Consider the following 26,665-nt stretch of genomic DNA (forward strand, 5'->3'; position numbering starts at 1 on the left):
ACGATCGTTCGCAATACGGCGAGGTGCAGTTCCATGTTTTATCCAGATCAATTTGACGTCATCATCATCGGTGGTGGCCATGCAGGTACCGAGGCCGCCATGGCCGCGGCGCGCATGGGACGTCAGACTTTATTATTGACACACAATATCGATACGCTGGGACAGATGTCCTGTAACCCGGCGATTGGCGGTATTGGTAAAGGGCATCTGGTTAAGGAAATTGATGCACTCGGCGGCCTGATGGCCACGGCGATCGATCATGCCGGCATCCAGTTTAGGATACTAAACGCCAGCAAAGGCCCTGCCGTCCGCGCCACTCGCGCGCAGGCGGATCGCGTACTGTATCGCCAGGCGATCCGCACCGCGTTGGAGAACCAGCCCAACCTGATGATCTTCCAACAGCCGGTTGAGGATCTGATCGTCGAAAACGATCGCGTAGTGGGCGCCGTAACCCAAATGGGCCTGAAATTCCGCGCCAAGGCGGTGGTATTGACCGTCGGCACCTTCCTGGACGGCAAGATCCATATCGGCCTGGAGAATTACAGCGGCGGCCGCGCGGGGGATCCTCCTTCGATCTCGCTGTCGCAGCGTTTGCGTGAACTGCCGCTGCGCGTCAACCGCTTGAAAACCGGTACGCCGCCGCGCATCGACGCCCGCACTATCGATTTCAGCGTACTGGCGCCACAACACGGCGATACGCCGGTGCCGGTATTCTCGTTCCTGGGCGATGCCAGCCAGCACCCGGAACAAATGGCGTGCTACATCACCCACACCAATGAAAAAACCCATGACGTGATCCGCAATAACCTCGATCGCAGCCCGATGTATGCCGGGATCATCGAAGGGATCGGCCCACGTTACTGCCCGTCGATCGAAGACAAGGTCATGCGCTTTGCCGATCGCAACGCGCACCAGATCTTCCTCGAACCGGAAGGCCTGACCAGCAACGAAATTTACCCTAACGGCATTTCCACCAGCCTGCCGTTCGACGTGCAGATGCAGATCGTCCGTTCTATGGAAGGGATGCAGAACGCGCGTATTATTCGCCCTGGTTATGCCATCGAGTACGATTTCTTCGATCCGCGCGATCTGAAGCCGACGCTGGAAAGCAAATTCATTCAGGGGCTGTTCTTCGCCGGCCAGATCAACGGCACCACCGGGTATGAAGAAGCCGCTGCGCAGGGCCTGTTGGCCGGCCTGAACGCCGGGCGCTTCGCCGACGAACAGGAAGGCTGGGCGCCACGTCGCGATCAGGCCTACCTGGGCGTGCTGGTGGACGATCTCAGCACCCTCGGCACCAAAGAACCGTACCGCATGTTTACCTCGCGCGCCGAGTATCGTCTGATGCTGCGCGAAGACAACGCCGATCTCCGCCTGACGGAAAAAGGCCGTGAACTCGGCCTGGTGGACGACGTGCGTTGGGCGCGTTACAGCGAGAAGCTGGAGCGAATCGAACGCGAACGTCAGCGCCTGCGCGACATCTGGATGCACCCGCACGCCGAGAACGTCGAACAAGTCAATGCGCTGCTGAAAGCGCCGCTGTCGCGCGAAGCGAACGGCGAAGAGCTGCTGCGCCGTCCGGAGATGGATTACGCGCAGTTGACCGGCACCGAGGCCTTCGCGCCGCCGCTGGACGACGTACAAGCCGCCGAACAGGTCGAGATCCAGGTCAAATACGAAGGCTACATCGCTCGCCAGCAGGAAGAGATCGAAAAACAACAGCGCAACGAGAACACCGTGCTGCCGTTGGATCTCGACTACCGTCAGGTTTCTGGGCTGTCGAACGAGGTGATCGCCAAGCTGAACGATCACAAACCGAACTCCATCGGCCAGGCTTCGCGCATCTCCGGCATTACGCCGGCGGCGATCTCGATTTTGCTGATCTGGCTGAAAAAGCAGGGACTGCTGCGCCGCAGCGCATAAATCCCGCATCCAGGCGGCCGTTTGCTCATCCCGTAGCCAAACGGCCGCTGACATCACTTGCGCCCTGAATTATCATAGGCGCCTCATTGCGCCAGCTAACCATCCGCTGGTCGTTCAGCGCCTGCCAAAGGATCCGTTGTGCAAAAAAAATTAGACTCGCTGCTCGCGGCAGCAGGCATTGAGCTGCCCGATCAGCAGAAACAGCAGCTGCTGGGCTATGTCGGCATGCTGGATAAGTGGAACAAGGCTTATAACCTCACGTCGGTGCGCGATCCGCAGCAAATGCTGGTGCGCCACATCCTCGACAGCATCGTGGTCAACCCGCATCTGCAGGGCTCGCGTTTTATCGATGTCGGCACCGGCCCCGGCTTGCCGGGCATTCCGCTGGCGATCGTGCGCCCGGACGCGCATTTCACGCTGCTCGACAGCTTGGGCAAGCGCGTACGTTTCCTGCGTCAGGTGCAGCATGAGCTGGGCCTGAACAATATCGAGCCGGTGCAGAGCCGCGTTGAGGAGTTTCCGGCCGAGCCGCCGTTCGACGGCGTGATCAGCCGCGCGTTCGCTTCGCTGCAGGATATGCTGTCCTGGTGCCATCACCTGCCGGCGAAAGGGCAGGGGCGTTTTTACGCGTTGAAAGGCGTGCGCCCGGATGAAGAGCTGGCGCAGCTGCCGGCGGGCGTTAGCCTGGAATCCATCGTGCGGTTGCAGGTGCCTGAACTGGAAGGCGAACGCCACCTGGTGATTCTTAAGGCAAACTGAGTTTGCTTTTGATCAAACAAGCGTGAATTAAAGTCAGTACCAGGAAGAAAGATAAGCAGGCTAATTAGTTGGTCGCTTTTTTTAGTTAATTTACTTTCTATTAACACAAAAAACGCGGCTAATTAGCGACAATAGAGTAATTGCATTTGGAAATAGTCACGTTAGCAATCATGTGCGAAAGATTGGCGTTTGCTGCTAATGTTAATTGGCTGTTGGAATATTGCCCCGCGGCTTGTCAATAAAAGGTTTTCGTCGGGTATACGGATTGTTTTTGAACAGTTAACTGATAATGTTTTGATTTATATAATCTTTTGATCGCTCAAATTGCTAAAGACGGTTTGGTTGACCATCGGCTATAAATCAGGAAGGGACATTACTGTGATCGGCTTCGCGTTTCTAAACGCAACGCTGGAATAATCAGACAATTAAATGCGCCCTATTATTCCGACCGTTTTCTTGTGAAAATAGGCTGGAATAGGGAAATTTAAATAATTGTTCACCTTTTCGCTACTTATCGATTGAATTCGTTGGTATGCCCCGTATAATTTGCTCGTTTTTTGCTGCTTGACTCTGGACAGCAAAAACAGTTGTATACGTCACTCAGCATACCCCCTCTGGGGTACGGAGAGAACAAACGTCATGTCTGTGTCCCTTTACAGCGGGAAAGTCGCACGCAAACTGCTGTTTTTGCAGTTAATGACTTTTGTTCTGATCAGCGTTGCTTTCTGGCTGAAAAGCCCGGAATGGAGCGCTTCGGCGCTGGCGGGCGGTCTCGCCGCCTGGTTGCCGAGTGCAATGTTTATGCTGTTTGCCTTGCGCCATCAGGCGCAAACGCCGGCGCCCGGTAGGGTTGCCTGGTCGTTCGCCATCGGCGAGGGGCTAAAGGTCGTGATCACCATCGTTTTGCTGATCGTGGCGCTGGGGGTGTTCAAGGCGGAGTTTATACCGCTTGGCCTGACCTATTTAGCGGTGTTAGTGGTGCAGATAGTGGCACCGGCCGTGATTAACAGTTACCGAACTTAACTAAATAAGGGTAAGAGGCATCATGTCTGCAGGAGAAGTCTTGACTCCACAGGAGTATATCGGTCACCACCTGACGCAGCTTCAGGTCGGGACTGGGTTTTGGTCGATTAACCTCGACTCGATGTTTTTCTCCGTCGTCCTCGGGGCGCTCTTCCTGGTGATCTTCCGCAAAGTGGCCAAAAACGCCACCAGCGGCGTGCCGGGTAAACTGCAAACCGCCGTGGAGCTGGTGGTCGGTTTCGTCGACAGCAGCGTGCGCGACATGTACCACGGCAAGAGCAAGGTCATTGCGCCGTTGGCACTGACCGTGTTCGTCTGGGTGTTCCTGATGAACCTGATGGACCTCATCCCGGTTGACTTCCTGCCTTATCTCGGCACCCACGTTCTCGGTCTGCCTGCGCTGCGCGTCGTGCCTACCGCCGACGTGAACGTCACGCTGTCTATGGCGCTGGGCGTGTTTATCCTGATTCTGTTCTATAGCATCAAAATGAAAGGCGTTGGCGGGTTCGTTAAAGAGTTGACCATGCAGCCGTTCAACCACCCTGTATTCATTCCTATCAACCTGATTCTTGAAGGTGTCAGCCTGCTGTCCAAACCTGTTTCACTGGGTCTGCGACTGTTCGGCAACATGTATGCGGGTGAGTTGATCTTCATCCTGATTGCCGGCCTGTTGCCGTGGTGGTCACAGTGGGTCCTGAGCTTGCCTTGGGCTATCTTCCACATCCTGATCATTACGCTTCAAGCCTTTATTTTCATGGTTCTGACGATCGTCTATCTGTCGATGGCGTCTGAAGAGCACTGATTTTCTTAAAACACTTGCACTTTTAAACTGAAACAAACTGGAGACTGTCATGGAAAACCTGAGTATGGATCTGCTGTACATGGCTGCCGCTGTGATGATGGGTTTAGCGGCAATCGGTGCTGCGATCGGTATCGGCATCCTGGGTGGTAAATTCTTGGAAGGCGCTGCTCGTCAGCCTGACCTGATTCCTCTGCTGCGTACACAGTTCTTTATCGTTATGGGTCTGGTCGACGCCATCCCGATGATCGCTGTAGGTCTGGGTCTGTACGTGATGTTCGCCGTCGCGTAAGTAGAGCAACCCTCTACGACGTAACCAAACTATTAACTTTTAAAGAGGCATTGTGCTGTGAATCTTAACGCAACAATCCTCGGCCAGGCCATCGCGTTCGTTCTGTTTGTCTGGTTCTGCATGAAGTACGTATGGCCGCCGATCATGGCTGCCATCGAGAAACGTCAGAAAGAAATCGCTGACGGCCTCGCTTCTGCAGAGCGTGCCAAAAAAGATCTGGACTTAGCGCAAGCCAATGCGACCGACCAGCTGAAAACTGCTAAAGCAGAAGCTCAGGTGATCATCGAGCAAGCGAACAAACGCAAAGCTCAGATCATGGATGAAGCGAAAGCCGAAGCCGAGCAGGAACGTAACAAAATCGTGGCGCAGGCTCAGGCTGAGATCGAAGCCGAACGTAAGCGCGCTCGTGAAGAGTTGCGTAAGCAAGTCGCGATGCTGGCAATTGCCGGCGCCGAGAAGATCATCGAACGTTCCGTGGATGAAGCTGCTAACAGCGACATCGTTGATAAACTGGTCGCTGAACTGTAAGGAGGGAGGGGCTGATGTCTGAATTTGTCACTGTAGCTCGCCCCTACGCCAAAGCAGCTTTTGACTTTGCCGTTGAGCACCAAAGCGTAGAGCGCTGGCAGGAAATGCTGGCGTTTGCGGCTGAAGTCACTCGCAATGAACAGATTTCTGAACTGCTGTCTGGCGCGGTCGCGCCAGAAACGCTGTCCAAGACGTTCATCGCGGTTTGTGGCGATCGGCTCGACGAACATGGCCAGAACTTTATCCGCGTAATGGCCGAAAATGGACGTTTACTGGTTCTTCCTGCCGTGCTGCAGCAGTTCATCGAACTGCGCGCCTCGCTGGAATCCACCGTCGAAGTCGAAGTGCTCTCTGCGAGCGCGCTGAGCGACGAACAGCAGGCGAAAATCGCCGCTGCGATGGAAAAACGTCTGTCACGCAAAGTTAAGCTGAATTGCAAAATTGACAAGTCTGTACTGGCCGGCATCGTTGTTCGCGCCGGCGATATGGTGATTGATGGCAGCGTTCGCGGTCGTCTTGAACGCCTGACAGACGTCTTGCAGTCTTAAGGGGACTGGAGCATGCAACTGAATTCCACCGAAATCAGCGAACTGATCAAGCAGCGCATTGCTCAGTTCAATGTAGTGAGCGAAGCTCACAATGAAGGTACTATCGTTTCCGTCAGCGACGGGATCATCCGCGTACACGGCCTGGCCGACGTTATGCAGGGCGAAATGATCGCGCTGCCTGGCAACCGTTACGCAATCGCATTGAACCTGGAGCGCGACTCCGTCGGTGCCGTGGTTATGGGTCCGTACGCGGATCTGGCCGAAGGCATGAAGGTTAAATGCACCGGCCGTATCCTGGAAGTTCCAGTCGGTCGTGGTCTGCTGGGCCGCGTAGTTAACACCCTGGGCGCGCCAATCGACGGCAAAGGCCCGATTGAGAACGACGGTTTCTCTCCGGTAGAAGCTATCGCGCCAGGCGTTATCGAGCGTCAATCCGTTGATCAGCCGGTTCAGACTGGCTACAAATCCGTTGACGCCATGATTCCAATCGGCCGTGGCCAGCGTGAGCTGGTGATCGGTGACCGTCAGACCGGTAAAACCGCGCTGGCGATCGATGCGATAATCAACCAACGCGACTCCGGCATCAAATGCGTTTACGTGGCTATCGGCCAGAAAGCGTCCACCATCGCTAACGTGGTGCGCAAACTGGAAGAGCACGGCGCACTGGCCAACACTATCGTGGTTGTGGCGACCGCTTCCGAATCCGCTGCACTGCAATACCTGGCGCCATACGCCGGTTGCGCAATGGGCGAATATTTCCGTGACCGCGGTGAAGATGCGCTGATCGTGTACGATGACCTGTCCAAACAGGCCGTTGCTTACCGCCAGATTTCCCTGCTGCTTCGTCGTCCGCCAGGTCGTGAAGCTTACCCAGGCGACGTATTCTACCTGCACTCCCGCTTGCTGGAGCGTGCAGCGCGCGTTAACGCCGAATACGTTGAAGCCTTCACCAAAGGTGAAGTTAAAGGCCAAACCGGTTCACTGACCGCTCTGCCGATCATTGAAACCCAGGCGGGTGACGTTTCCGCGTTCGTTCCGACCAACGTAATCTCGATTACCGATGGTCAGATCTTCCTGGAATCCAACCTGTTCAACTCCGGTATTCGTCCGGCAGTTAACCCGGGTATCTCCGTATCCCGTGTTGGTGGCGCCGCGCAGACCAAGATCATGAAGAAACTGTCCGGCGGTATCCGTACAGCGCTGGCGCAGTATCGTGAACTGGCTGCGTTCTCCCAGTTCGCATCCGATCTGGACGACGCGACCCGCAAACAGCTGAGCCACGGTCAGAAAGTGACCGAGCTGCTGAAACAGAAACAGTATGCGCCGATGTCGGTCGCACAACAGTCTCTGGTGCTGTTTGCCGCAGAACGCGGTTACCTGAACGACGTCGAAGTCGCCAAAGTGGTGAGCTTCGAAGCCGCGCTGGTCGCCTATGCGGACCGCGAGCACGCCGAGCTGCTGAACCACATCAACCAAACTGGCAACTTCAATGATGAGATCGAGGGCAAGTTGAAAGACATCCTCGAGACCTTCAAGAAAACCCAGTCCTGGTAACGCCGAACGGTCCTGCTGTTGAAAGACAGCAGGCCGTCTGGCACTGAGGAGAAGCAGAGATGGCCGGCGCAAAAGAGATACGTAGTAAGATCGCTAGCGTGCAAAACACGCAAAAGATCACTAAAGCGATGGAAATGGTCGCCGCCTCCAAAATGCGTAAATCGCAGGATCGCATGGCGGCCAGCCGTCCTTATGCAGAGACCATGCGCAAAGTGATTGGTCACCTTGCGTTAGGGAATCTGGAGTACAAGCACCCGTACCTGGATGAGCGTGACGTTAAGCGCGTCGGGTATCTGGTGGTGTCTACTGACCGTGGTCTCTGCGGCGGCTTGAACATCAACCTGTTCAAAAAGCTGCTGGCGGAGATGAAAGCCTGGTCCGAAAAAGGCGTCGAAACCGATTTGGCGCTGATTGGCTCTAAAGCGGCCTCTTTCTTTGGTTCCGTGGGCGGCAACGTGGTTGCCCAGGTGACCGGCATGGGGGACAAACCTTCCCTGTCGGATCTGATCGGGCCGGTGAAAGTGATGCTGCAGGCCTACGACGAAGGTCGTTTGGACAAGCTGTACATTGTCAGCAACAAATTTGTTAATACGATGTCCCAAGAGCCGCAGGTGCTTCAGCTGCTGCCGTTACCGCCAGCCGATGACGAAGAGCTGAAGAAAACGCCTTGGGATTACCTGTATGAACCCGATCCAAAAGTGCTGCTTGATACCTTGCTGCGCCGCTATGTGGAGTCGCAGGTTTATCAGGGCGTCGTGGAAAACCTGGCCAGCGAGCAGGCCGCACGAATGGTCGCGATGAAAGCCGCAACCGATAACGGCGGTAGCCTGATCAAAGAGCTGCAGTTGGTATACAACAAGGCGCGTCAGGCCAGCATCACTCAGGAACTCACCGAGATCGTTTCGGGAGCCTCCGCGGTTTAAGCTAGGTTTACGAATTACGTAGAGGATTCAAGATGGCTACTGGAAAGATTATCCAGGTAATCGGCGCCGTGGTGGACGTCGAGTTCCCTCAGGATGCCGTACCGAAAGTGTACGACGCCCTTGAGGTAGAAAACGGCACCGAAAAACTGGTGTTGGAAGTTCAGCAACAGCTGGGCGGTGGCGTGGTTCGCTGTATCGCAATGGGGACCTCCGACGGTCTGCGTCGCGGTCTGAAAGTGAACAACCTGGACCACCCGATTGAAGTGCCGGTGGGTAAAGCTACCCTGGGCCGTATCATGAACGTATTGGGTCAACCGATCGACATGAAAGGCGACATCGGCGAAGAAGAGCGTTGGGCGATTCACCGCGCGGCGCCAAGCTACGAAGAGCTGTCCAGCTCCCAGGAACTGCTGGAAACCGGTATCAAGGTAATGGACCTGATTTGTCCGTTCGCCAAGGGCGGTAAAGTCGGTCTGTTCGGTGGTGCGGGCGTGGGTAAAACCGTAAACATGATGGAGCTGATCCGTAACATCGCGATCGAGCACTCCGGTTATTCCGTGTTTGCGGGCGTGGGCGAGCGTACTCGTGAGGGTAACGACTTCTACCACGAAATGACCGACTCCAACGTTCTGGACAAAGTATCCCTGGTTTACGGCCAGATGAACGAGCCACCAGGTAACCGTCTGCGCGTTGCGCTGACCGGCCTGACCATGGCGGAGAAATTCCGTGACGAAGGCCGTGACGTTCTGCTGTTCGTTGACAACATCTACCGTTACACCCTGGCCGGTACCGAAGTGTCCGCACTTCTGGGCCGTATGCCATCCGCGGTAGGTTATCAGCCAACGCTGGCGGAAGAGATGGGCGTTCTGCAAGAACGTATCACCTCGACCAAGACCGGTTCCATCACTTCCGTACAGGCCGTTTACGTTCCTGCGGATGACTTGACTGACCCGTCACCAGCCACCACCTTTGCGCACTTGGACGCAACCGTGGTACTGAGCCGTAACATCGCTTCTCTGGGTATCTACCCGGCCGTTGACCCGCTGGATTCCACCAGCCGTCAGCTGGATCCGCTGGTTGTTGGCCAGGAGCACTACGACGTAGCGCGTGGCGTGCAGTCCATTCTGCAACGCTACCAGGAACTGAAAGATATCATCGCGATCTTGGGTATGGACGAGCTGTCTGAAGAAGACAAACTGGTCGTATCCCGTGCGCGTAAGATCCAACGCTTCCTGTCTCAGCCGTTCTTCGTGGCAGAAGTCTTCACCGGTTCTCCGGGCAAGTTCGTATCGCTGAAAGACACCATCCGTGGTTTCAAAGGCATTATGGACGGCGACTATGACCACCTGCCGGAGCAGGCGTTCTACATGGTTGGCACCATTGAAGAAGCAGTGGAAAAAGCCAAGAAACTGTAACGCCTTGAGAGGAGGGTGATATGGCTATGACTTACCATCTGGATGTAGTCAGCGCGGAAAAACAGATGTTTTCCGGCCTGGTGCAGAAGATCCAGGTGACAGGCAGCGAAGGTGAACTGGGGATCTTCCCTGGCCATGCGCCGCTGCTGACTGCCATCAAGCCTGGCATGGTGCGTATTGTTAAGCAGCACGGTGAAGAAGAGTTCATCTACCTGTCCGGCGGCATCCTCGAGGTGCAGCCGAGCGTGGTTACCGTGCTGGCGGACACTGCTATCCGTGGTACTGACCTCGACGAAGCGAGAGCGTTGGAAGCTAAGCGTAAAGCTGAAGAACACATTCGCAGCTCTCATGGCGATGTCGACTATGCTCAGGCATCCGCTGAACTGGCGAAAGCGATCGCGAAACTGCGCGTTATCGAGCTCACCAGAAAAGCGATGTAATGTTTGGGTGCAAAGCACCCAACTTTAAGAAAGCGGCCTATAGGGTCGCTTTTTTTTTACTTTAAAATAAGCATTTCAGCCCGGCGGGCGGTGTGGTGTATAACCCCTGATATCGGGAAATAAACGTCGCCGATCGCCGACAGTTTTTTCGTCCCGGCGCCGAATTGGCCACGATAGCGGCAGGCCAAGGCCCACGCGGCCTGCGCCGGGTTCGTGATGAGAAATATGTAGTAATATTGTCGCTAAACGGTTTTACTTTCGTCTATCAAAATGGAGTTATCAGGTTGCTTATGTCGAACAGCGCAATGAGCGTGGTTATCCTCGCCGCGGGCAAGGGAACACGCATGTATTCCGATCTTCCCAAGGTTTTACATCCGTTGGCCGGTAAGCCGATGGTGCAACACGTCATTGATGCCGCGATGAAACTGGGCGCGCAACATGTTCACCTGGTATACGGCCACGGCGGCGATCTGCTGAAAAGCACGTTGACTGACGGCGCGCTGAACTGGGTGCTGCAGGCAGAGCAATTGGGTACCGGCCATGCAATGCAGCAGGCCGCGCCGCACTTTGCCGACGATGAAGACGTGCTGATGCTGTACGGCGACGTGCCGTTGATCTCCGTGGATACGCTGCAACGCCTGCTGGCGGCCAAACCGCAGGGCGGTATCGGTCTGCTGACGGTCAAGCTGGACGATCCGAGCGGCTACGGCCGCATCGTGCGCGAGCAGGGCAACGTGGTGGGCATCGTCGAACACAAGGATGCCAACGAGGCGCAGCGCCAGATCAACGAGATCAATACCGGCATCCTGGTGGCGAACGGGCGCGATCTGAAGCGCTGGCTGGGGATGTTGAATAACGACAACGCACAGGGCGAGTTTTACATCACCGATATCATTGCGTTGGCCCATGCCGACGGCAAGAAAATCGAAACCGTGCATCCGTCGCGCCTGAGTGAAGTGGAAGGCGTGAACAACCGCCTGCAGCTGGCGACCCTGGAGCGCGTCTTCCAGTCGGAACAGTCTGAAAAGCTGCTGTTGGCCGGCGTGATGCTGCTGGATCCGGCGCGTTTTGACCTGCGCGGGGAACTTGTTCACGGCCGCGACATCACTATTGATGCGAATGTGATTATCGAAGGTCACGTCAAGCTGGGCGACCGGGTGAAAATCGGCGCCGGCTGCGTGCTGAAAAACTGCGTGATCGGCGATGACTGCGAGATCAGCCCTTACAGCGTGCTGGAAGACAGCGTGCTGGAAGCCGACTGCACCGTGGGGCCGTTCGCCCGCCTGCGCCCTGGCGCGGAGCTGGCGGCAGGGGCCCACGTCGGCAACTTCGTGGAAATGAAAAAGGCGCGTTTGGGCAAAGGCTCCAAGGCCGGTCACCTCAGCTACCTGGGCGATGCCGAAATCGGCGATGACGTGAATATCGGCGCCGGCACCATCACCTGCAACTACGATGGCGCCAACAAGCACAAGACGCTGATCGGCGACGGCGTGTTCGTCGGTTCCGATACTCAGCTGGTGGCGCCGGTGTCGGTCGGCAAAGGCTCCACCATCGCCGCCGGCACCACGGTGACGCGCGATATCGCCGAGAACGAACTGGTGCTGAGCCGCGTCAAGCAGGTGCACATTCAGGGCTGGCAACGTCCGGTGAAGAAGAAGTCATAGTGTGTTTTGCGTTGGGCTCCGTTCAGAGCCCAATATAAAACATAATAACCCCCACCATCTACAGGCTCGGGGACGCACGGTAAAACCGGCAAAAATCAGGTCAAGACATCGAAAGCGCCCATGAAGGGCGTTCATTAGGAATACAACTGATGTGTGGAATTGTAGGCGCAGTAGCGCAACGTGATATCGCAGAAATCCTGTTGGAAGGTTTACGCCGTCTCGAGTACCGCGGTTACGACTCCGCCGGTCTGGCGGTGGTCGACGAAAAAGGCAACGTCAGTCGCCTGCGTCGCGTAGGCAAGGTGCAAAAACTGGCCGAAGCGGCGGAGCAGACCGATCTGCACGGCGGTACCGGCATCGCTCACACCCGCTGGGCAACGCACGGTGAACCGACCGAAGCGAACGCGCACCCGCATGTTTCCGACTACATTACCGTGGTGCATAACGGCATCATCGAAAACCACGAACCGCTGCGCGAACTGCTGATCGAACGCGGTTACCGCTTCAGCTCCGAAACCGACACCGAAGTGATCGCGCACCTGGTGCATTGGGAACAACAACAGGGCGGCACGTTGCTGGAAGTGGTTCAGCGCGTGATCCCACAGCTGCGCGGCGCTTACGGCACCGTGGTGATGGACAGTCGCGATCCGAGCGTATTGGTCGCGGCGCGCTCCGGCAGCCCGCTGGTTATCGGCCGCGGCGTCGGGGAAAACTTCATCGCTTCCGATCAGCTGGCGCTGCTGCCGGTCACCCGCCGCTTCATCTTCCTGGAAGAAGGCGACGTGGTGGAAGTGACTCGCCGCACCGTCAACATCTTCGACAAGCAGGGCAACGCCATCGAGCGCCCTGAGATCGAATCCCAGGTGCAGTATGACGCCGGCGACAAGGGCGCTTACCGTCACTACATGCAAAAAGAGATCTACGAACAGCCGCTGGCGCTGAAAAACACCCTGGAAGGGCGTTTCAGCCATGGCCAAATCAACCTGAGCGAGCTGGGCCCGCGCGCCGACGAGCTGCTGGCCAAGGTGCAGCACGTGCAGATCATCGCCTGCGGGACTTCTTACCACTCCGGTATGGTGGCGCGCTACTGGTTTGAAGCGTTGGCCGGCGTGCCGTGCGACGTCGAGATCGCGTCCGAATTCCGTTACCGCAAATCGGCGGTGCGTCCGGGCAGCCTGATCATCACCCTGTCGCAGTCCGGCGAAACCGCCGATACGTTAGCGGCGCTGCGTCTGTCCAAAGAGCTGGGGTATCTCGGTTCGCTGGCAGTTTGTAACGTGGCCGGCTCTTCGCTGGTGCGCGAATCGGATCTGGCGTTGATGACCAAAGCGGGCACGGAAATCGGCGTGGCCTCGACCAAGGCTTTCACCACGCAGCTCACCGTGCTGTTGATGCTGGTGGCGCGTCTGGGCCGCCTGAAAGGCATGGCGGAAAGCGTGGAGCAGGAAATCGTGCATGGCCTGCAGGCGCTGCCGGCGCGTATAGAGCAGATGCTGTCGATGGATAAAGAGATCGAAGCGCTGGCGGAAGGGTTCTCCGACAAGCACCATGCGCTGTTCCTCGGCCGCGGCGATCAGTATCCAATCGCCATGGAAGGGGCGCTGAAGCTGAAAGAGATCTCCTATATTCACGCCGAAGCCTATGCGGCGGGTGAGCTGAAACACGGCCCGCTGGCGCTGATCGACGCCGATATGCCGGTGATCGTGGTGGCACCGAACAATGAACTGCTGGAAAAGCTGAAGTCCAACATTGAAGAAGTGCGCGCGCGCGGCGGCCAGCTGTACGTGTTCGCCGATCAGGACGCCGGCTTCGTCAGCAGCGAAGGCATGACTATCATTCCTCTGCCGCACGTCGAGGAAATCGTGGCGCCGATCTTCTACACCGTGCCGTTGCAGCTGCTGTCTTACCACGTGGCGCTGATCAAAGGCACCGACGTTGACCAGCCGCGCAACCTGGCGAAGTCTGTCACCGTAGAGTAATCTGCCGCAGGTAAACTGCAAAAGCCGGCCTTTGCGCCGGCTTTTTTCATGAGCGGCCTTAAAGATGACAGCGCGACCGATTCGGCGATAAACATTGTCATATTCAAGCGGATAGGCCGCGCCAAACCGTTTTTTTATTGCACGTCAATTGCGCTGTTTTTTGACTAATTAATTGATTTTTAAAGAAACAAACGTCTGTCTGGCGCACTGTAATATAACTGTCATATTGCGTACATTTTTCTGTCACCAAACTGTCCTATTTTCCCTCCTGCAGCAATACTTACTCTGATTAAAACGACTCGAAGTCGATTTTAAATATCCCATTAGGAGGGATTATGAAACTGATGCGTACCACCGTCGCCAGTATTGTGGCAGCGACCTTCTCCCTGACCACCGTGTCCGCGTTCGCTGCTGCCAGCCTGACCGGTGCAGGTGCGACATTCCCCGCTCCGGTTTACGCCAAGTGGGCAGATTCTTATCAGAAAGAAACCGGCAACAAAGTTAACTATCAGGGCATCGGCTCCTCTGGCGGCGTGAAGCAAATCGTGGCCAACACCGTTGACTTTGGCGCTTCCGACGCCCCGCTGTCTGACGACAAACTGGCGGCCGATGGCCTGTTCCAGTTCCCGACCGTGATCGGCGGCGTGGTGCTGGCCGTGAATATCCCGGGCATCAAATCCGGCGAACTGACGCTGGACGGCAAAACCCTGGGCGATATCTACTTGGGCAACGTCAAAAAATGGAACGATCCGGCTATCACCAAGCTGAACCCAGGCGTGAAACTGCCTGACCAGAACATCGCCGTGGTGCGCCGCGCCGACGGTTCCGGCACCTCGTTCGTGTTCACCAGCTACCTGTCCAAGGCCAATGCGCAGTGGAAAGAGAAGATCGGCGCCGGTTCTACCGTTAACTGGCCGACCGGTCTGGGCGGTAAAGGCAACGACGGCATCGCCGCCTTCGTTCAGCGTCTGCCTGGCTCTATCGGCTACGTAGAATACGCTTACGCCAAGCAGAACAACCTGGCTTACACCAAGCTGGTATCCGCCGACGGTAAACCGGTCAGCCCGACCGAGGAGAGCTTCAGCAACGCGGCCAAAGGCGTGGATTGGAGCAAGACCTTCGCTCAGGATCTGACTGACCAGAAAGGCGACAACGTGTGGCCGATTACATCCACCACCTTCATCCTGGTGCACAAAGAGCAGAAAAACCCTGCTCAGGGCGCCGAAGTGCTGAAGTTCTTCGACTGGGCTTACAAAACCGGTGCCAAGCAGGCTAACGAGCTGGATTACGCCACCCTGCCGGCAGAAGTGGTTGAGCAGGTGCGCGCGGCCTGGAAAACCAACGTAAAAGACAGTTCAGGCAAAGCGCTGTACTAACAACGCAGGGGCGCGGGTTCGCCGCGCCCCACACAGTTCTTCAGGCTCCGATCCCGGTTGGGGCTGCCAGGGTTCAAACAGAGAGTAATCTATGGCTGAGTACAAGCCGACCATCAAAGCACCGGGCAAAAACGGTGACATCATTTTCAGCGCGCTGGTGAGACTGGCTGCGCTGATTACCCTATTGTTGCTGGGCGGCATCATTGTTTCGCTGATCTTCGCCTCCTGGCCAAGCATGCAGAAATTCGGCTTCGCCTTCCTGTGGACCAAAGAGTGGGACGCGCCGGCGGAGCAGTTCGGCGCGCTGGTGCCGATCTACGGCACCGTGGTCACCTCGCTTATCGCGCTGATCATCGCCGTGCCGGTGAGCTTCGGCATCGCGCTGTTTCTGACCGAGCTGGCGCCTAACTGGCTGAAGCGGCCGCTGGGCATCGCCATTGAGCTGTTGGCGGCCATCCCCAGCATCGTTTACGGCATGTGGGGCCTGTTCGTGTTCGCGCCGCTGTTCGCCGAATACTTCCAGACGCCGGTCGGCGAAGTGCTGTCGGGCATTCCGATCGTCGGCGAGCTGTTCTCCGGCCCGGCCTTCGGCATCGGCATTCTGGCCGCCGGGGTGATCCTGGCGATCATGATCATTCCTTACATCGCGGCAGTCATGCGCGACGTGTTCGAACAGACCCCGGTGATGATGAAAGAGTCGGCCTACGGCATCGGCTGCACCACCTGGGAAGTCATCTGGCGCATCGTGCTGCCGTTCACCAAAAACGGCGTCATCGGCGGCGTGATGTTGGGCCTGGGCCGTGCGCTGGGGGAAACCATGGCGGTGACCTTTATCATCGGCAACACCTACCAGCTCGACAGCGCTTCGCTGTACATGCCGGGCAACAGCATCACCTCGGCGCTGGCCAACGAATTCGCCGAAGCCGAGTCCGGCGTGCACACCGCCGCGTTGATGGAGCTGGGCCTGATTCTGTTTGTTATCACCTTTATCGTGCTGGCGCTGTCGAAACTGATGATCATGCGTCTGGCCAAGAATGAGGGGCGTTAACATGGCGACGATGGATATGCAAAACGCAGTCGTTCTGGCGGAAAGCCGCCGCAAAATGCAGGCCTGGCGCCGGCAGAAAAACCGTCTCGCGCTGTTCCTGTCGATGGCGACCATGGTGTTCGGGCTGTTCTGGCTGATCTGGATCCTGATCGCCACCGTGACCAAAGGCTTCGACGGCATGTCGCTGGCGCTGTTCACTGAAATGACCCCGCCGCCGAACACCGCAGGCGGCGGTCTGGCCAACGCCATCGCCGGCAGCGGCCTGTTGATCCTGTGGGCGACCATCTTCGGCACGCCGCTGGGCATCATGGCCGGCATTTACCTGGCAGAATACGGCCGTAAATCCTGGCTGGCGGAAGTGATCCGCTTTATCAACGACATCCTGCTGTCCGCACCGTCGATCGTGGTGGGCCTGTTCGTTTACACCATCGTGGTGGCGAAGATGGAACACTTTTCCGGCTGGGCCGGCATCGTCGCGCTGGCGCTGCTGCAGGTGCCGATCGTCATTCGCACCACCGAGAACATGCTGAAGCTGGTGCCGGATACGCTGCGCGAGGCCGCTTATGCGCTGGGCACGCCGAAATGGCGCATGATTTCCGCCATCACGCTGAAGGCGTCGGTGTCCGGCATCATCACCGGCGTGCTGCTGGCGATTGCGCGCATCGCGGGGGAAACGGCGCCGCTGCTGTTCACCTCGCTGTCGAACCAGTTCTGGAGCACCGACCTGATGCAGCCGATCGCCAACCTGCCGGTGACCATCTTCAAATTCGCCATGAGCCCGTTCGCCGAATGGCAACAGCTGGCCTGGGCCGGGGTGCTGTTGATCACCCTGTGCGTACTGTTACTGAATATCCTGGCGCGCGTGATTTTCGCCAAGAAAAAGCATTCATAAAATTTTGAGCGCCGCTCTGGCGGCGCTGATGAAAAGAGAGAAGTCTTGATGAGTATGGTTACTGACGCTTCCAGCAGCAAAATTCAGGTACGCGATCTGAACTTCTACTACGGCAAATTCCATGCGCTGAAGAACATCACGCTGGATATCGCCAAGAACAAGGTCACCGCGTTTATCGGCCCGTCCGGCTGCGGCAAATCCACCCTGCTGCGCACCTTCAACAAGATGTACCAGCTGTACCCGGAACAGCGCGCGGAAGGCGGCATCCTGCTGGACGGCCAGAACATCCTGACCGACAACTCGGATATCGCGCTGCTGCGCGCCAAGGTCGGCATGGTGTTCCAGAAGCCGACGCCGTTCCCGATGTCGATTTACGACAACATCGCCTTCGGCGTTCGCCTGTTTGAAAAGCTGTCGCGCGCCGATATGGACGAGCGCGTGCAGTGGGCGCTGACCAAGGCGGCGCTGTGGAACGAAACCAAGGACAAGCTGCACCAGAGCGGCTACAGCCTTTCCGGCGGCCAGCAGCAACGCCTGTGCATCGCCCGCGGCATCGCCATTCGCCCGGAAGTGCTGTTGCTGGATGAGCCTTGCTCGGCGCTGGATCCGATCTCCACCGGCAAGATTGAAGAGCTGATCAGCGAGCTGAAGGCCGATTACACCGTGGTGATCGTAACCCACAATATGCAGCAGGCGGCGCGCTGCTCCGACTCCACCGCATTTATGTATCTGGGCGAGCTGATCGAGTTCAGTGATACTGATAACCTGTTCACTGCGCCGCAGAAAAAGCAGACTGAAGACTACATCACTGGCCGTTATGGTTGATAGGAAGCATCATGGATAACCTGAATTTAAACAAACACATTTCCGGCCAGTTCAACGCAGAGCTTGAGCATATCCGCACCCAGGTGCTGACCATGGGCGGGCTGGTGGAGCAGCAGCTGACCGACGCCATCACCGCGATGCACAATCAGGATGGCGAGCTGGCCAAGCGAGTTATCGAAGGCGACGCCAAGGTCAACATGATGGAAGTGGCGATCGACGAAGCCTGCGTGCGCATCATCGCCAAGCGCCAGCCGACCGCCAGCGATCTGCGCCTGGTGATGGCGATCATCAAAACCATTTCCGAGCTGGAACGCATCGGCGACGTGGCGGACAAAATCTGCCGCACCGCGCTGGAGAAGTTCTCGCACCAGCACCAGCCGCTGCTGGTCAGCCTGGAATCGCTGGGGCGCCACACAGTGCAAATGCTGCACGACGTGCTGGACGCCTTCGCGCGCATGGATCTGGACGAGGCGATCCGTATTTACCGCGAAGATAAAAAGGTCGACCAGGAATACGAAGGCATCGTGCGTCAGCTGATGACCTATATGATGGAAGACTCACGCACCATTCCGAGCGTGCTGACCGCGCTGTTCTGCGCCCGTTCTATCGAGCGTATCGGCGACCGCTGCCAGAACATCTGCGAATTTATCTTCTATTTCGTCAAAGGACAGGATTTCCGTCATTTGGGCGGCGACGCCCTGGAAAAGCTGCTCTCCCCGGGCGGTAAAGACGACAAAGCCGACTGACCCTTTCCGGGTAATATCCTTCAAAGGCGCGGTTTCCCGCGCCTTTATTCCATCTTAAGTTCTTAAAGATAAAAAGGTTATAAATATAGCTTTTTATATTATTTCCTGACCTATGTGGCGCTTGCTAGCTTATCCGCCAGCAGGACATCAACCACTTAGGAGCTCTCTATGAAACATCGCGCTTTGGCCTTAACGTTGTTAGCCAGTCTGACCGGCCTCGCCGCCGGCGCCGCGCACGCGGACAAACTTGACGATATCAAGCAAGCCGGCGTGGTGCGTATCGCGGTGTTCGACAGCAACCCGCCGTTCGGCTACATCGATCCGCAGAGCAAGAAGCTGGTGGGCTACGATGTGGACGTCGCCGATGCGATCGGCAAAGCGCTGGGGGTAAAAGTGGAGCTGCGCGCCACCAACCCGGCCAACCGCATTCCGCTGCTGGTGTCGAAGAAGGTTGACCTGATTGCCGCCAACTTCACCATTACCGACGAGCGCGCCAAGGAAGTGAACTTCAGCGTGCCGTACTTCGCCACCGGCCAGAAATTCATCGCCCGCAAAGGCGTGCTGAAAACCCCGGAAGACATCAAAAAACTGCGCATCGGCGCGGACAAGGGCACGGTGCAGGAAATCACCCTGCGCGAGCGTTTCCCGACGGCGAAAGTGATCTCCTACGATGACACCCCGCTGGCGTTCGTGGCGCTGCGCAACGGCAACGTGCAGGCGATCACCCAGGACGACGCCAAGCTGGTCGGCCTGCTTGGCAACCTGCCGGCAGCGCAGAAGGCGGAGTTTGAAATTTCGCCGTTCAGCCTGACCAAAGAGTACCAGGGCGTCGGCATTCCCAAGGGCGAAGATCGCCTGACCGCCGCGGTGAACGAGACGCTGATCAAGCTGGAAAAAGACGGCGAAGCGGTTAAGATTTACGATCGCTGGTTCGGGCCGGAAACCCAATCCGCCCAACCGCGCGGCGATTTCAAAATCGCGCCTTTGGATCAGCAACCGAAAGCCTGATTTAACCGCTCGCGGTGAGATCGGCACGGAGGGGCGCAGCTTGCTGCGCCCCTGATGCATTCTGCAAGACAAGGATTGAACATGAACCTGGACTGGCTGCTGGCGCCGCAATACCTGAGCTGGCTGTGGCACGGTTTTCTGCTGACGCTGTGGCTTTCCGCCTGCGCGGGCCTGGCGGCCACGCTGCTGGGCTTCGTGCTGGCGGCGATGCGCGACAGCAGCCTGCGGCCGTTGCGTTGGCTGGCGATGGGCTACAGCTCGCTGTTTCGCAATACGCCGCTGCTGGTGCAGCTGTTCTTCTGGTACTTCGCCGCCGGGCAGATCCTGCCGTCCGCCGCCATGCAGTGGCTGAACAGCTCACATCAGGTCGGCCCGCTGGAATGGCCGTCGTTCGAGTTTCTCGCCGGTTTCTTCGGCCTGACGCTCTACTCCACCGCCTTTATCGCCGAAGAGATCCGTTCCGGCATTCGCGGCGTCGCCGGCGGGCAGAAATATGCCGCTCAGGCGCTGGGGCTGACCGGCTGGCAGGCGATGCGCTACGTGGTGCTGCCGCAGGCGCTGAAAATCGCGCTGCCGCCGCTGCTGGGGCAATACATGAACGTGATCAAGAACTCGTCGCTGACCATGGCGATCGGCGTAGCCGAACTCTCTTACGCCTCGCGTCAGGTCGAAACCGAAACCCTGCGCACCTTCCAGGCGTTCGGCGTGGCGACGGTGCTGTATATCGCCATCATCGCGCTGCTGGAAGGCTGGGGCATGTGGCGCCAACAGCGTAAACCGCTGGGAGGGCATTGAGATGGATTTCAGCGTAATTCACGATAACCTGGGCTACCTGCTGTGGGGCACCTGGCCGGATGGTCCATTAGGCGGCGCGGCGCTGACGTTGGCGATCAGCCTGATGGCCGGCGTCGCCTCGGCGGTGCTAGGCACCTTGCTCGGCGTGGCGCTGGCGATGTCGCGCGGCGTCGCTGCCGGATTGCTGGCGGCGGTGCTGGGCTTTTTCCGCGCCATACCGGTCATCATGCTGATCTTCTGGACCTATTTCCTGCTGCCGATGGTGTTTGGCGTCGAGATCCCGGAAATCACCACCGTGGTGTGCGCGCTGGCGCTGATCGCTTCGGCCTATCTGGCCCATGCGGTGAAGGCCGGCATCGCCGCGATCGGCCCCGGCCAGTGGCAGGCCGGGCTTTCCCTGGGGCTGACCCGCTGGCAGACGCTGCGCATGATCGTGCTGCCGCAGGCGCTGCGCATGATGGTGCCGTCGTTCATCAACCAGTGGATATCCCTGATCAAAGACACCTCGCTGGCTTATATCGTCGGCGTTGGCGAACTGACCTTCCTGGCGACCCAGGTCAACAACCGCAGCATGGTCTATCCGATGGAAGTGTTCCTGTTCGTGGCGCTGGTCTATTTCGTGTTCTGCCTGGCGCTCGATCTGCTGGCCAACGCGGTCAACCGCCGCTTCGGCGCGCAAACCCGCGCGCTGAAGCGGTCGTGGCGCTGGTGGCGCAACAAGCCACCGTTGGCCGGCCAGTTAATCGGCCGTCAGCCGCCAGCCGCGTTCGCGCCACAGCGCGGGCAGCTGGGCCAGGTCGTTAAACGTCGTCACCAGCGGGTGGTCGATCGGCGGGTTATGCGGATCGGCGCAGAAGTAAAAGACCGGGATGCCGGCATTGATACCAGCCTGCGCGCCGGCGGGCGAGTCGTCCACCAGGATGCAGCGCGTTACCGGCACCTGCATCTGTTCGGCGGCGTGGAACACGATCGCCGGATCCGGCTTCCAGCGCTGAATGTCATAGCCGCTGAACAACCGGTCATCAAAATAAGGCAGCATGCCGGTCAGGCCGAGCGAGTGCTGCATCTTGCTGACCGGTCCGTTGGAGACGGTGCAGACAGGCACCGTCACCTGCGCCAGCAGCTCGCGGGCGCCGGCAATCTGCTGTAGCTCGCTGTCGAACAACCGCGCCACTTCCTGCCGATACAGCGGCTCCAGCGCCTCTTTTGCCAGGTCAGTGCCCTGCTCGGCGTTGACCCGATCGATGATCTCGTACAGCTTCACCCCTTTGTATTTCTTGAACACCTCTTCCAGCGACAGATGAATGCCGTAGCGGGCGAACATGTGCACATAGGCTTTGCTGCACAGCACTTCGCTGTCCACCAGCGTGCCGTCGCAGTCGAACAAAATGCAGTCAATCTGATTCATGCGGGACAGGTTCCTTCGGGTTAACGGCGCTGAGGCCGCTCAGCGATCACTTGATCAGGTTACGCGCCTTGAGATCGTGCAAAATCAGCGCGGCGACGTGTGAGCAGTGCGGTAAATCGCGGCTGTCGCACCACCTCAGCTCGGCGATTTCGGCGGCCGGCTGCAGCTGCCCGGTAACGTCGGCCTGATAGCAGCGAATGCGCACCTGGGTGCCGTCCTGCTTGCCGTCCGCCGGGCCGGCGAACTCGCCGTAAAACGCGATGGAGCTCGGCTGCAGCGCGACGGTCAGCTCTTCGTCGATTTCGCGGCACAGCGCCTGTTCGTCGGTTTCGCCCGCTTCGCGCTTTCCGCCCGGCATATAAAACAGCGTCTTATTGTGTGAACGCACCAGCGCCACTTTGTCATCTTTCAGCGCGATCAACGCGAGCTTATCGATAAAGGTTGAAGACATGCGGATTCCTGTTTTTTCGCGGGTAGGGTAAGAGATGCGATAGGTCATTTTATCGGCCGTGTCGGCAAACGGCAACGCGGGATGAAAGCCTGTAAATACAAGCCGTTGACGCGTTTAGCCGTAAAGATGGCGAAAAAAACCTGTGACCGGCGTCAAAAGCCCCACTTTTTGTTATAGGATAGCCGGCGACTGTCCATTCCCATTTTCGGAATTCTGATAATGACCAAACCAGTATCTGGCCTTGACGCTGAGCAAGGCTTGCTTGGGCGCGTGTTTAAACTCAAGCAACATGGCACGACGGCGCGTACGGAAACGATTGCCGGTATCACCACCTTCCTTACCATGGTGTATATCGTGTTCGTTAACCCGCAAATTTTGGGCGCGGCGGGCATGGATACCCAGGCGGTATTTGTCACCACCTGTTTGATAGCCGCTTTCGGCAGCATCTTTATGGGCCTGCTGGCGAACCTGCCGGTGGCGCTGGCGCCGGCGATGGGCCTGAACGCCTTCTTCGCCTTCGTGGTGGTCGGGGCGATGGGCATCTCCTGGCAGGTGGGCATGGGCGCCATCTTCTGGGGGGCGGTCGGCCTGCTGCTGCTGACCATTTTCCGCATCCGCTACTGGATGATCGCCAACATTCCGGTCAGCCTGCGGGTCGGCATCACCAGCGGCATCGGCCTGTTCATCGGCATGATGGGGCTGAAAAACGCCGGCATCGTGGTGGCCAACCCGGACACACTGGTGACCATCGGCAGCCTGACCTCGCACAATGTGCTGCTGGGCGCGCTCGGCTTCTTCATCATCGCCGTGCTCTCTTCGCGCAACTTCCACGCGGCGGTGCTGGTGTCGATCGTGGTCACCACCCTGATCGGCTGGATGCTGGGCGACGTGAAATACGGCGGCCTGTTTTCCCTGCCGCCGAGCATCACCTCGGTGGTGGGCCAGGTCGACGTGGCCGGCGCGCTGAACATCGGGCTGGCCGGGATCATCTTCTCGTTTATGCTGGTGAACCTGTTTGACTCTTCGGGCACCTTGATCGGCGTCACCGATAAAGCCGGCCTGACCGACAACCAGGGCAAGTTCCCGCGCATGAAGCAGGCGCTGTACGTCGACAGCATCAGCTCGGTGGCCGGTTCGCTGGCGGGCACCTCTTCCGTGACCGCTTACATCGAAAGTTCGTCCGGCGTCGCCGTCGGCGGCCGCACCGGTTTGACGGCGGTGGTCACCGGCCTGCTGTTCCTGCTGGTGATCTTCCTGTCGCCGCTGGCGGGCATGGTGCCGGCTTACGCCGCCGCCGGCGCGCTGATCTACGTCGGCGTGCTGATGACCTCCAGCCTGGCGCGGGTGAAGTGGGACGATCTGACCGAAGCGGTACCGGCGTTTGTCACCGCGGTGATGATGCCGTTCAGCTTCTCGATCACCGAAGGCATCGCGCTCGGCTTTATCTCCTACTGCGTGATGAAGCTCGGCACCGGCCGCTGGCGTGAAATCAGCCCGTGCGTGGTGGTGGTGGCGCTGCTGTTCGTGCTGAAGATCGTCTTCGTCGACGGCCATTGACCGCCAAAGGGCCGACGCCTGTCGGCCCTGAACCCCTAGGCGCCCGGCGTCGCATCCGGCGCCTTACCCAACACCCACTGCAACGGCCGCTTGAAGCGCGCCTGCCAACTGCCGGCGGCATCCTCTCCCTGGGCGAAGTGCAGCGTTTCTACCTGATTATCCTCTCCGAACAGATTGGCGAAGTGCAACGCCAGCGCCTGCTCGCTGAAATTCTGCCGATCGTAATACGCCATCACGATTTTCTTTTGCGCCGCCAGCGACTGCTGGGCCGGCTTGATCTCGCCGTTGGGGGCGATCAGCAGCGCGCCGGCGTAAAACTGCGGGTACTTCGCGATCAGGTTGGCGGCGTGCAGCGCGCCCTGGCCGCGGGCGCTGAGGTAAATCCGCCGGGGATTCAGCTTTAGCTGCGGAGCCAGCTGTTGCAGCGTACGCTGAATGGCGGTTTGGGTGCTCTCGTCGCTGTAATTCGACCAGCGGAAACTGTTTTCCGACAGCATCTGCGTGCCGTTGAGCTCGATGTAGGCCACGCCCATTTCGCCGAACAGCAGCCGTTCTTCGGGGCTGATGGCGGCGGCTTTGCCGTAGGTATGCAGGAAGATCACCGTTGGCCAGCCTTCGGGCGGCGCTTCGCCGTCCGGCATCGCGTAGCTGGCCTTGCCTTCATAGTGGCGGGCGTGCTGCAGATAGCGCGCTTTGGTGGCGGCCAGGATCGATTGGTAGGTGGCGGAGTGCTGGATGCTGTTGAAGGCGTCGTCCTCCAGCAGGTTGTAGTAGTACCACAGGCCGCGGTCGGCGCTCAGCTGCAGGTAGCGCTCCGCCAGCTCGGTTTGCCCTTTCTCCGCCGATGACACCGCCAGCTGGTAGGGCGCCCAGACGTTGCGGCCGTCTTCGCGCATCAGCGTCAGGTACAGCGACATGGCGCCCAGCTTTTTATCTTCCTGGTTTTGCGCGGATCGCGACAGCTGGGCGTTGAGCGCGCTGTGTGCCGGCAGCTCCAGCGGCTCTTCACCGGCGGGATAACGCATCTCTGCCGCGAAAGCGGGACTGGTGATGGAAACAAAAAATAACGCTAAAATGAAAAAATACATGATGCTATGGCTTTAATTTTCAATGAATTGATGGACTTCATGTCCTGTTGCGGCGCCTAAGGGGCGCCGCGAGACCTTCACTCCACGCGGCGAATAAAATCGCTGAACGCAGACAGCTGGCCGGTCAGAAAATCCAGCGTTCCCTGATCGCTCAGTTCACCGGCCTGTTCGTCGACCTTGCTCTGGATCACGCCGCCCATAAACTCAGGCTTGTTCATTACCATCGCATCGAGGAACACCAGGATCTGGCGCAGGTGGTATTGGCAGCGCGCGCCGCCGATCGGCCCCATCGAGCTGGTCTGAATGGCGACCGGCTTGCCGGCCAGCGGCTGATTCGGCAAGCGAGACAGCCAGTCGATGGCGTTCTTCAACCCGCCGGGCACGGAATAGTTATATTCAGGGGTGACGATGATCACGCCGTCGGCCTGGCGGATCTGTTCGGCGATCGCCTCGACCGCGGCAGGGAAGCCTTCACCCTGTTGCATGTCGGCGTCGTACAGCGGGATATCGCGGATGGAAGGCAGCGCTTCAATTGTGACGCCTTGTGGGGCCAGCCCAGGCAGGGCGCGGGCCACCATGGCGTTGTAGGAGCCTTTGCGCAGGCTGCCGAGCAGAGTGACGATTTTTAAGGCTTGGTCTGACATGGTGATTCTCCCTTTCGAATGAGCAGATTCAGCGTACAACATGGGCGAATAGTAGGCTAAAGCGCTGGTCGAGAATAGGCGATTGCTCAACATTTAGCTGTCTTTACAATTTAATCCAGCAACTCGTGCGGTAAAGACAGCGTTATCCGCTTTGCGCTGCGTTAACCGGGCGTCTTCAGGCCCGTCAGTTTAACGAAACGTGAGGACGCCGCCGGGCTGCGCGGCGAGATTTCCCCGTCTTTGTGCAGGCCGCCGCGCTCTTCGTAGCGCCAGCACAGCAGGCGATCCAGGCCGGGGCTGCCGGCGCAGGCCCAGCTCAGGTATTCGTCGGCGTCGCTCATCACCTGAACGTCCGGCGTGGCGCTGGAGCGCAGGTGGCCGGAGAAGGGATGCAGACGCAGCGTAGACTGGCCGCTGTTGCCGAGGCCGGAAATTTTCAGCACGCTTTGCCGAATGCTCCACAGCTGAGTCTCCGCCTCCAGCCGATCGTCCTGCGCGCCGATCCAGGCACTTTCCGCCGGCGTCTGATGCGCGTGTTGCAGCGCGCTTTGCCGGGTGCCGCGCGCCCGCATCACTTCGATATCCAACCCGACTTTGCCCTCGTCGCTGAGCAGCACGCCCACGGTGTTGCTGGCGTAAGCGAGGCTGAAATCGGGCAGCTGATGATCGGCGAAACAGGGGCGGCCGGTCGGCGTGGTGGCGATGGGGGGCAGCGTCGGCAGGCCGTACAGGTAGAACATCATTTCGGCGAGCAGAATGCGCCCTTGCAGGAAGCGCGTGCGGCGTTTAACGGAAAAGGTGCGGGTGGCGGCTATCACTTCGTCGGCGAGTCTCTGGGTATCCAGGACGGCGGAGGCCGGGGTCCATCGGGCAAAATGACACGCCATTGTTCGCTCCATGACAGAGGGTCGCTAAGAACGCAGGGGTGTTAGATTAAGACTAAGTTGAGGATTTATCATCAAAAAACGCTATGCGGATTA

General features: G+C 58.3%; 26 protein-coding genes and 1 pseudogene. 22 read left to right on the forward strand and 5 right to left on the reverse strand.

Going from position 1 to position 26,665, the window contains the following annotated elements; genetic code table 11:
• Nucleotides 1–33: 33 nt before the first annotated feature.
• The 21 genes and pseudogenes from mnmG to ACSBQQ_RS17220 all read left to right on the forward strand — a co-directional run.
• On the forward strand, nt 34–1,923 hold the full coding sequence (gene mnmG / locus ACSBQQ_RS17120; RefSeq protein WP_033649567.1) for a tRNA uridine-5-carboxymethylaminomethyl(34) synthesis enzyme MnmG: 1,890 nt from the start codon (nt 34–36) through the stop codon (nt 1,921–1,923).
• Between the two features lie 138 nt (nt 1,924–2,061).
• The gene (gene rsmG, locus ACSBQQ_RS17125) at nt 2,062–2,682 is read left to right on the forward strand and encodes a 16S rRNA (guanine(527)-N(7))-methyltransferase RsmG (RefSeq protein ID WP_033649566.1); all 621 of its coding nucleotides are present in this window, start codon (nt 2,062–2,064) and stop codon (nt 2,680–2,682) included.
• Nucleotides 2,683–3,321: 639 nt separating this feature from the next.
• Nucleotides 3,322–3,705: a F0F1 ATP synthase subunit I gene (atpI, locus tag ACSBQQ_RS17130; RefSeq protein WP_004933796.1), complete on the forward strand. Its 384-nt coding sequence runs from the start codon at nt 3,322–3,324 to the stop codon at nt 3,703–3,705.
• Between the two features lie 22 nt (nt 3,706–3,727).
• Nucleotides 3,728–4,507, forward strand: a complete 780-nt coding sequence (gene atpB, locus ACSBQQ_RS17135; protein WP_025160299.1) for a F0F1 ATP synthase subunit A — start codon at nt 3,728–3,730, stop codon at nt 4,505–4,507.
• Nucleotides 4,508–4,556: 49 nt separating this feature from the next.
• Nucleotides 4,557–4,796, forward strand: coding sequence for a F0F1 ATP synthase subunit C (atpE, locus tag ACSBQQ_RS17140; protein WP_004093904.1), 240 nt, complete (start codon nt 4,557–4,559; stop codon nt 4,794–4,796).
• A 57-nt stretch (nt 4,797–4,853) separates the two neighbouring features.
• Nucleotides 4,854–5,324, forward strand: coding sequence for a F0F1 ATP synthase subunit B (gene atpF / locus ACSBQQ_RS17145; RefSeq protein WP_004933804.1), 471 nt, complete (start codon nt 4,854–4,856; stop codon nt 5,322–5,324).
• A 14-nt stretch (nt 5,325–5,338) separates the two neighbouring features.
• Nucleotides 5,339–5,872, forward strand: coding sequence for a F0F1 ATP synthase subunit delta (gene atpH / locus ACSBQQ_RS17150; RefSeq protein WP_033649565.1), 534 nt, complete (start codon nt 5,339–5,341; stop codon nt 5,870–5,872).
• Nucleotides 5,873–5,884: 12 nt separating this feature from the next.
• Entirely contained in the window at nt 5,885–7,426 is a 1,542-nt protein-coding gene (atpA, locus tag ACSBQQ_RS17155; protein ID WP_033636516.1) for a F0F1 ATP synthase subunit alpha, read from the forward strand.
• 59 nt (nt 7,427–7,485) lie between these two features.
• On the forward strand, nt 7,486–8,349 hold the full coding sequence (gene atpG, locus ACSBQQ_RS17160; protein WP_004933811.1) for a F0F1 ATP synthase subunit gamma: 864 nt from the start codon (nt 7,486–7,488) through the stop codon (nt 8,347–8,349).
• A gap of 32 nt (nt 8,350–8,381) precedes the next feature.
• Entirely contained in the window at nt 8,382–9,764 is a 1,383-nt protein-coding gene (gene atpD / locus ACSBQQ_RS17165) for a F0F1 ATP synthase subunit beta (RefSeq protein WP_004933813.1), read from the forward strand.
• Nucleotides 9,765–9,784: 20 nt separating this feature from the next.
• On the forward strand, nt 9,785–10,204 hold the full coding sequence (locus ACSBQQ_RS17170; RefSeq protein WP_004933814.1) for a F0F1 ATP synthase subunit epsilon: 420 nt from the start codon (nt 9,785–9,787) through the stop codon (nt 10,202–10,204).
• Between the two features lie 290 nt (nt 10,205–10,494).
• A complete protein-coding gene (glmU, locus tag ACSBQQ_RS17175; RefSeq protein ID WP_039568300.1) occupies nt 10,495–11,868 on the forward strand; it encodes a bifunctional UDP-N-acetylglucosamine diphosphorylase/glucosamine-1-phosphate N-acetyltransferase GlmU in 1,374 nt (457 codons plus the stop codon).
• Nucleotides 11,869–12,017: 149 nt separating this feature from the next.
• Nucleotides 12,018–13,847 carry a glutamine--fructose-6-phosphate transaminase (isomerizing) gene (glmS, locus tag ACSBQQ_RS17180; protein WP_033649563.1) on the forward strand — a complete coding sequence of 610 codons (1,830 nt, stop codon included), beginning with the start codon at nt 12,018–12,020 and terminating at the stop codon, nt 13,845–13,847.
• A 335-nt stretch (nt 13,848–14,182) separates the two neighbouring features.
• Complete coding sequence (gene pstS / locus ACSBQQ_RS17185) at nt 14,183–15,223, forward strand: phosphate ABC transporter substrate-binding protein PstS (protein ID WP_033636519.1); 1,041 nt, start codon at nt 14,183–14,185, stop codon at nt 15,221–15,223.
• Nucleotides 15,224–15,314: 91 nt separating this feature from the next.
• Nucleotides 15,315–16,271: a phosphate ABC transporter permease PstC gene (pstC, locus tag ACSBQQ_RS17190; RefSeq protein WP_004933822.1), complete on the forward strand. Its 957-nt coding sequence runs from the start codon at nt 15,315–15,317 to the stop codon at nt 16,269–16,271.
• Between the two features lies 1 nt (nt 16,272).
• Entirely contained in the window at nt 16,273–17,163 is an 891-nt protein-coding gene (gene pstA / locus ACSBQQ_RS17195) for a phosphate ABC transporter permease PstA (RefSeq protein WP_033636520.1), read from the forward strand.
• 54 nt (nt 17,164–17,217) lie between these two features.
• Nucleotides 17,218–17,988 (forward strand): phosphate ABC transporter ATP-binding protein PstB, encoded by a 771-nt coding sequence (pstB, locus tag ACSBQQ_RS17200; protein ID WP_016929614.1) that lies wholly within the window; start codon nt 17,218–17,220, stop codon nt 17,986–17,988.
• An 11-nt stretch (nt 17,989–17,999) separates the two neighbouring features.
• Entirely contained in the window at nt 18,000–18,734 is a 735-nt protein-coding gene (gene phoU / locus ACSBQQ_RS17205; RefSeq protein ID WP_033636521.1) for a phosphate signaling complex protein PhoU, read from the forward strand.
• 168 nt (nt 18,735–18,902) lie between these two features.
• Nucleotides 18,903–19,742: an ABC transporter substrate-binding protein gene (locus ACSBQQ_RS17210; RefSeq protein ID WP_019455482.1), complete on the forward strand. Its 840-nt coding sequence runs from the start codon at nt 18,903–18,905 to the stop codon at nt 19,740–19,742.
• A gap of 81 nt (nt 19,743–19,823) precedes the next feature.
• Nucleotides 19,824–20,537 (forward strand): amino acid ABC transporter permease, encoded by a 714-nt coding sequence (locus tag ACSBQQ_RS17215; RefSeq protein ID WP_025304748.1) that lies wholly within the window; start codon nt 19,824–19,826, stop codon nt 20,535–20,537.
• A 1-nt stretch (nt 20,538) separates the two neighbouring features.
• Nucleotides 20,539–21,261, forward strand: a pseudogene (locus ACSBQQ_RS17220) (amino acid ABC transporter permease); the annotation flags it as partial.
• Between the two features lie 15 nt (nt 21,262–21,276).
• Here ACSBQQ_RS17220 and yieH read toward each other — a convergent pair.
• Together yieH and ACSBQQ_RS17230 are read right to left on the reverse strand one after the other, a co-directional pair.
• Nucleotides 21,277–21,945 (reverse strand): 6-phosphogluconate phosphatase, encoded by a 669-nt coding sequence (yieH, locus tag ACSBQQ_RS17225; protein WP_041037333.1) that lies wholly within the window; start codon nt 21,943–21,945, stop codon nt 21,277–21,279.
• Between the two features lie 46 nt (nt 21,946–21,991).
• Nucleotides 21,992–22,396 carry an NUDIX hydrolase gene (locus tag ACSBQQ_RS17230; RefSeq protein ID WP_033653947.1) on the reverse strand — a complete coding sequence of 135 codons (405 nt, stop codon included), beginning with the start codon at nt 22,394–22,396 and terminating at the stop codon, nt 21,992–21,994.
• A 219-nt stretch (nt 22,397–22,615) separates the two neighbouring features.
• Between ACSBQQ_RS17230 and ACSBQQ_RS17235 the strand changes: the two genes are divergently transcribed.
• Nucleotides 22,616–23,953, forward strand: coding sequence for an NCS2 family permease (locus ACSBQQ_RS17235; protein ID WP_033636524.1), 1,338 nt, complete (start codon nt 22,616–22,618; stop codon nt 23,951–23,953).
• A gap of 35 nt (nt 23,954–23,988) precedes the next feature.
• Here ACSBQQ_RS17235 and ACSBQQ_RS17240 read toward each other — a convergent pair whose 3' ends face one another.
• The 3 genes from ACSBQQ_RS17240 to ACSBQQ_RS17250 all read right to left on the reverse strand — a co-directional run bounded on the left by ACSBQQ_RS17240 (nt 23,989) and on the right by ACSBQQ_RS17250 (nt 26,572).
• On the reverse strand, nt 23,989–25,041 hold the full coding sequence (locus ACSBQQ_RS17240) for a hypothetical protein (protein WP_033649559.1): 1,053 nt from the start codon (nt 25,039–25,041) through the stop codon (nt 23,989–23,991).
• Nucleotides 25,042–25,118: 77 nt separating this feature from the next.
• Entirely contained in the window at nt 25,119–25,685 is a 567-nt protein-coding gene (locus ACSBQQ_RS17245) for an NADPH-dependent FMN reductase (RefSeq protein WP_025304752.1), read from the reverse strand.
• A 161-nt stretch (nt 25,686–25,846) separates the two neighbouring features.
• Nucleotides 25,847–26,572 (reverse strand): 4'-phosphopantetheinyl transferase family protein, encoded by a 726-nt coding sequence (locus tag ACSBQQ_RS17250; protein WP_060429031.1) that lies wholly within the window; start codon nt 26,570–26,572, stop codon nt 25,847–25,849.
• Nucleotides 26,573–26,665 lie beyond the last annotated feature (93 nt).

Origin of the sequence: Serratia sp. G204Y, assembly GCF_051172435.1 — a bacterium.
GTDB classification, from domain to species: domain Bacteria; phylum Pseudomonadota; class Gammaproteobacteria; order Enterobacterales; family Enterobacteriaceae; genus Serratia; species Serratia sarumanii.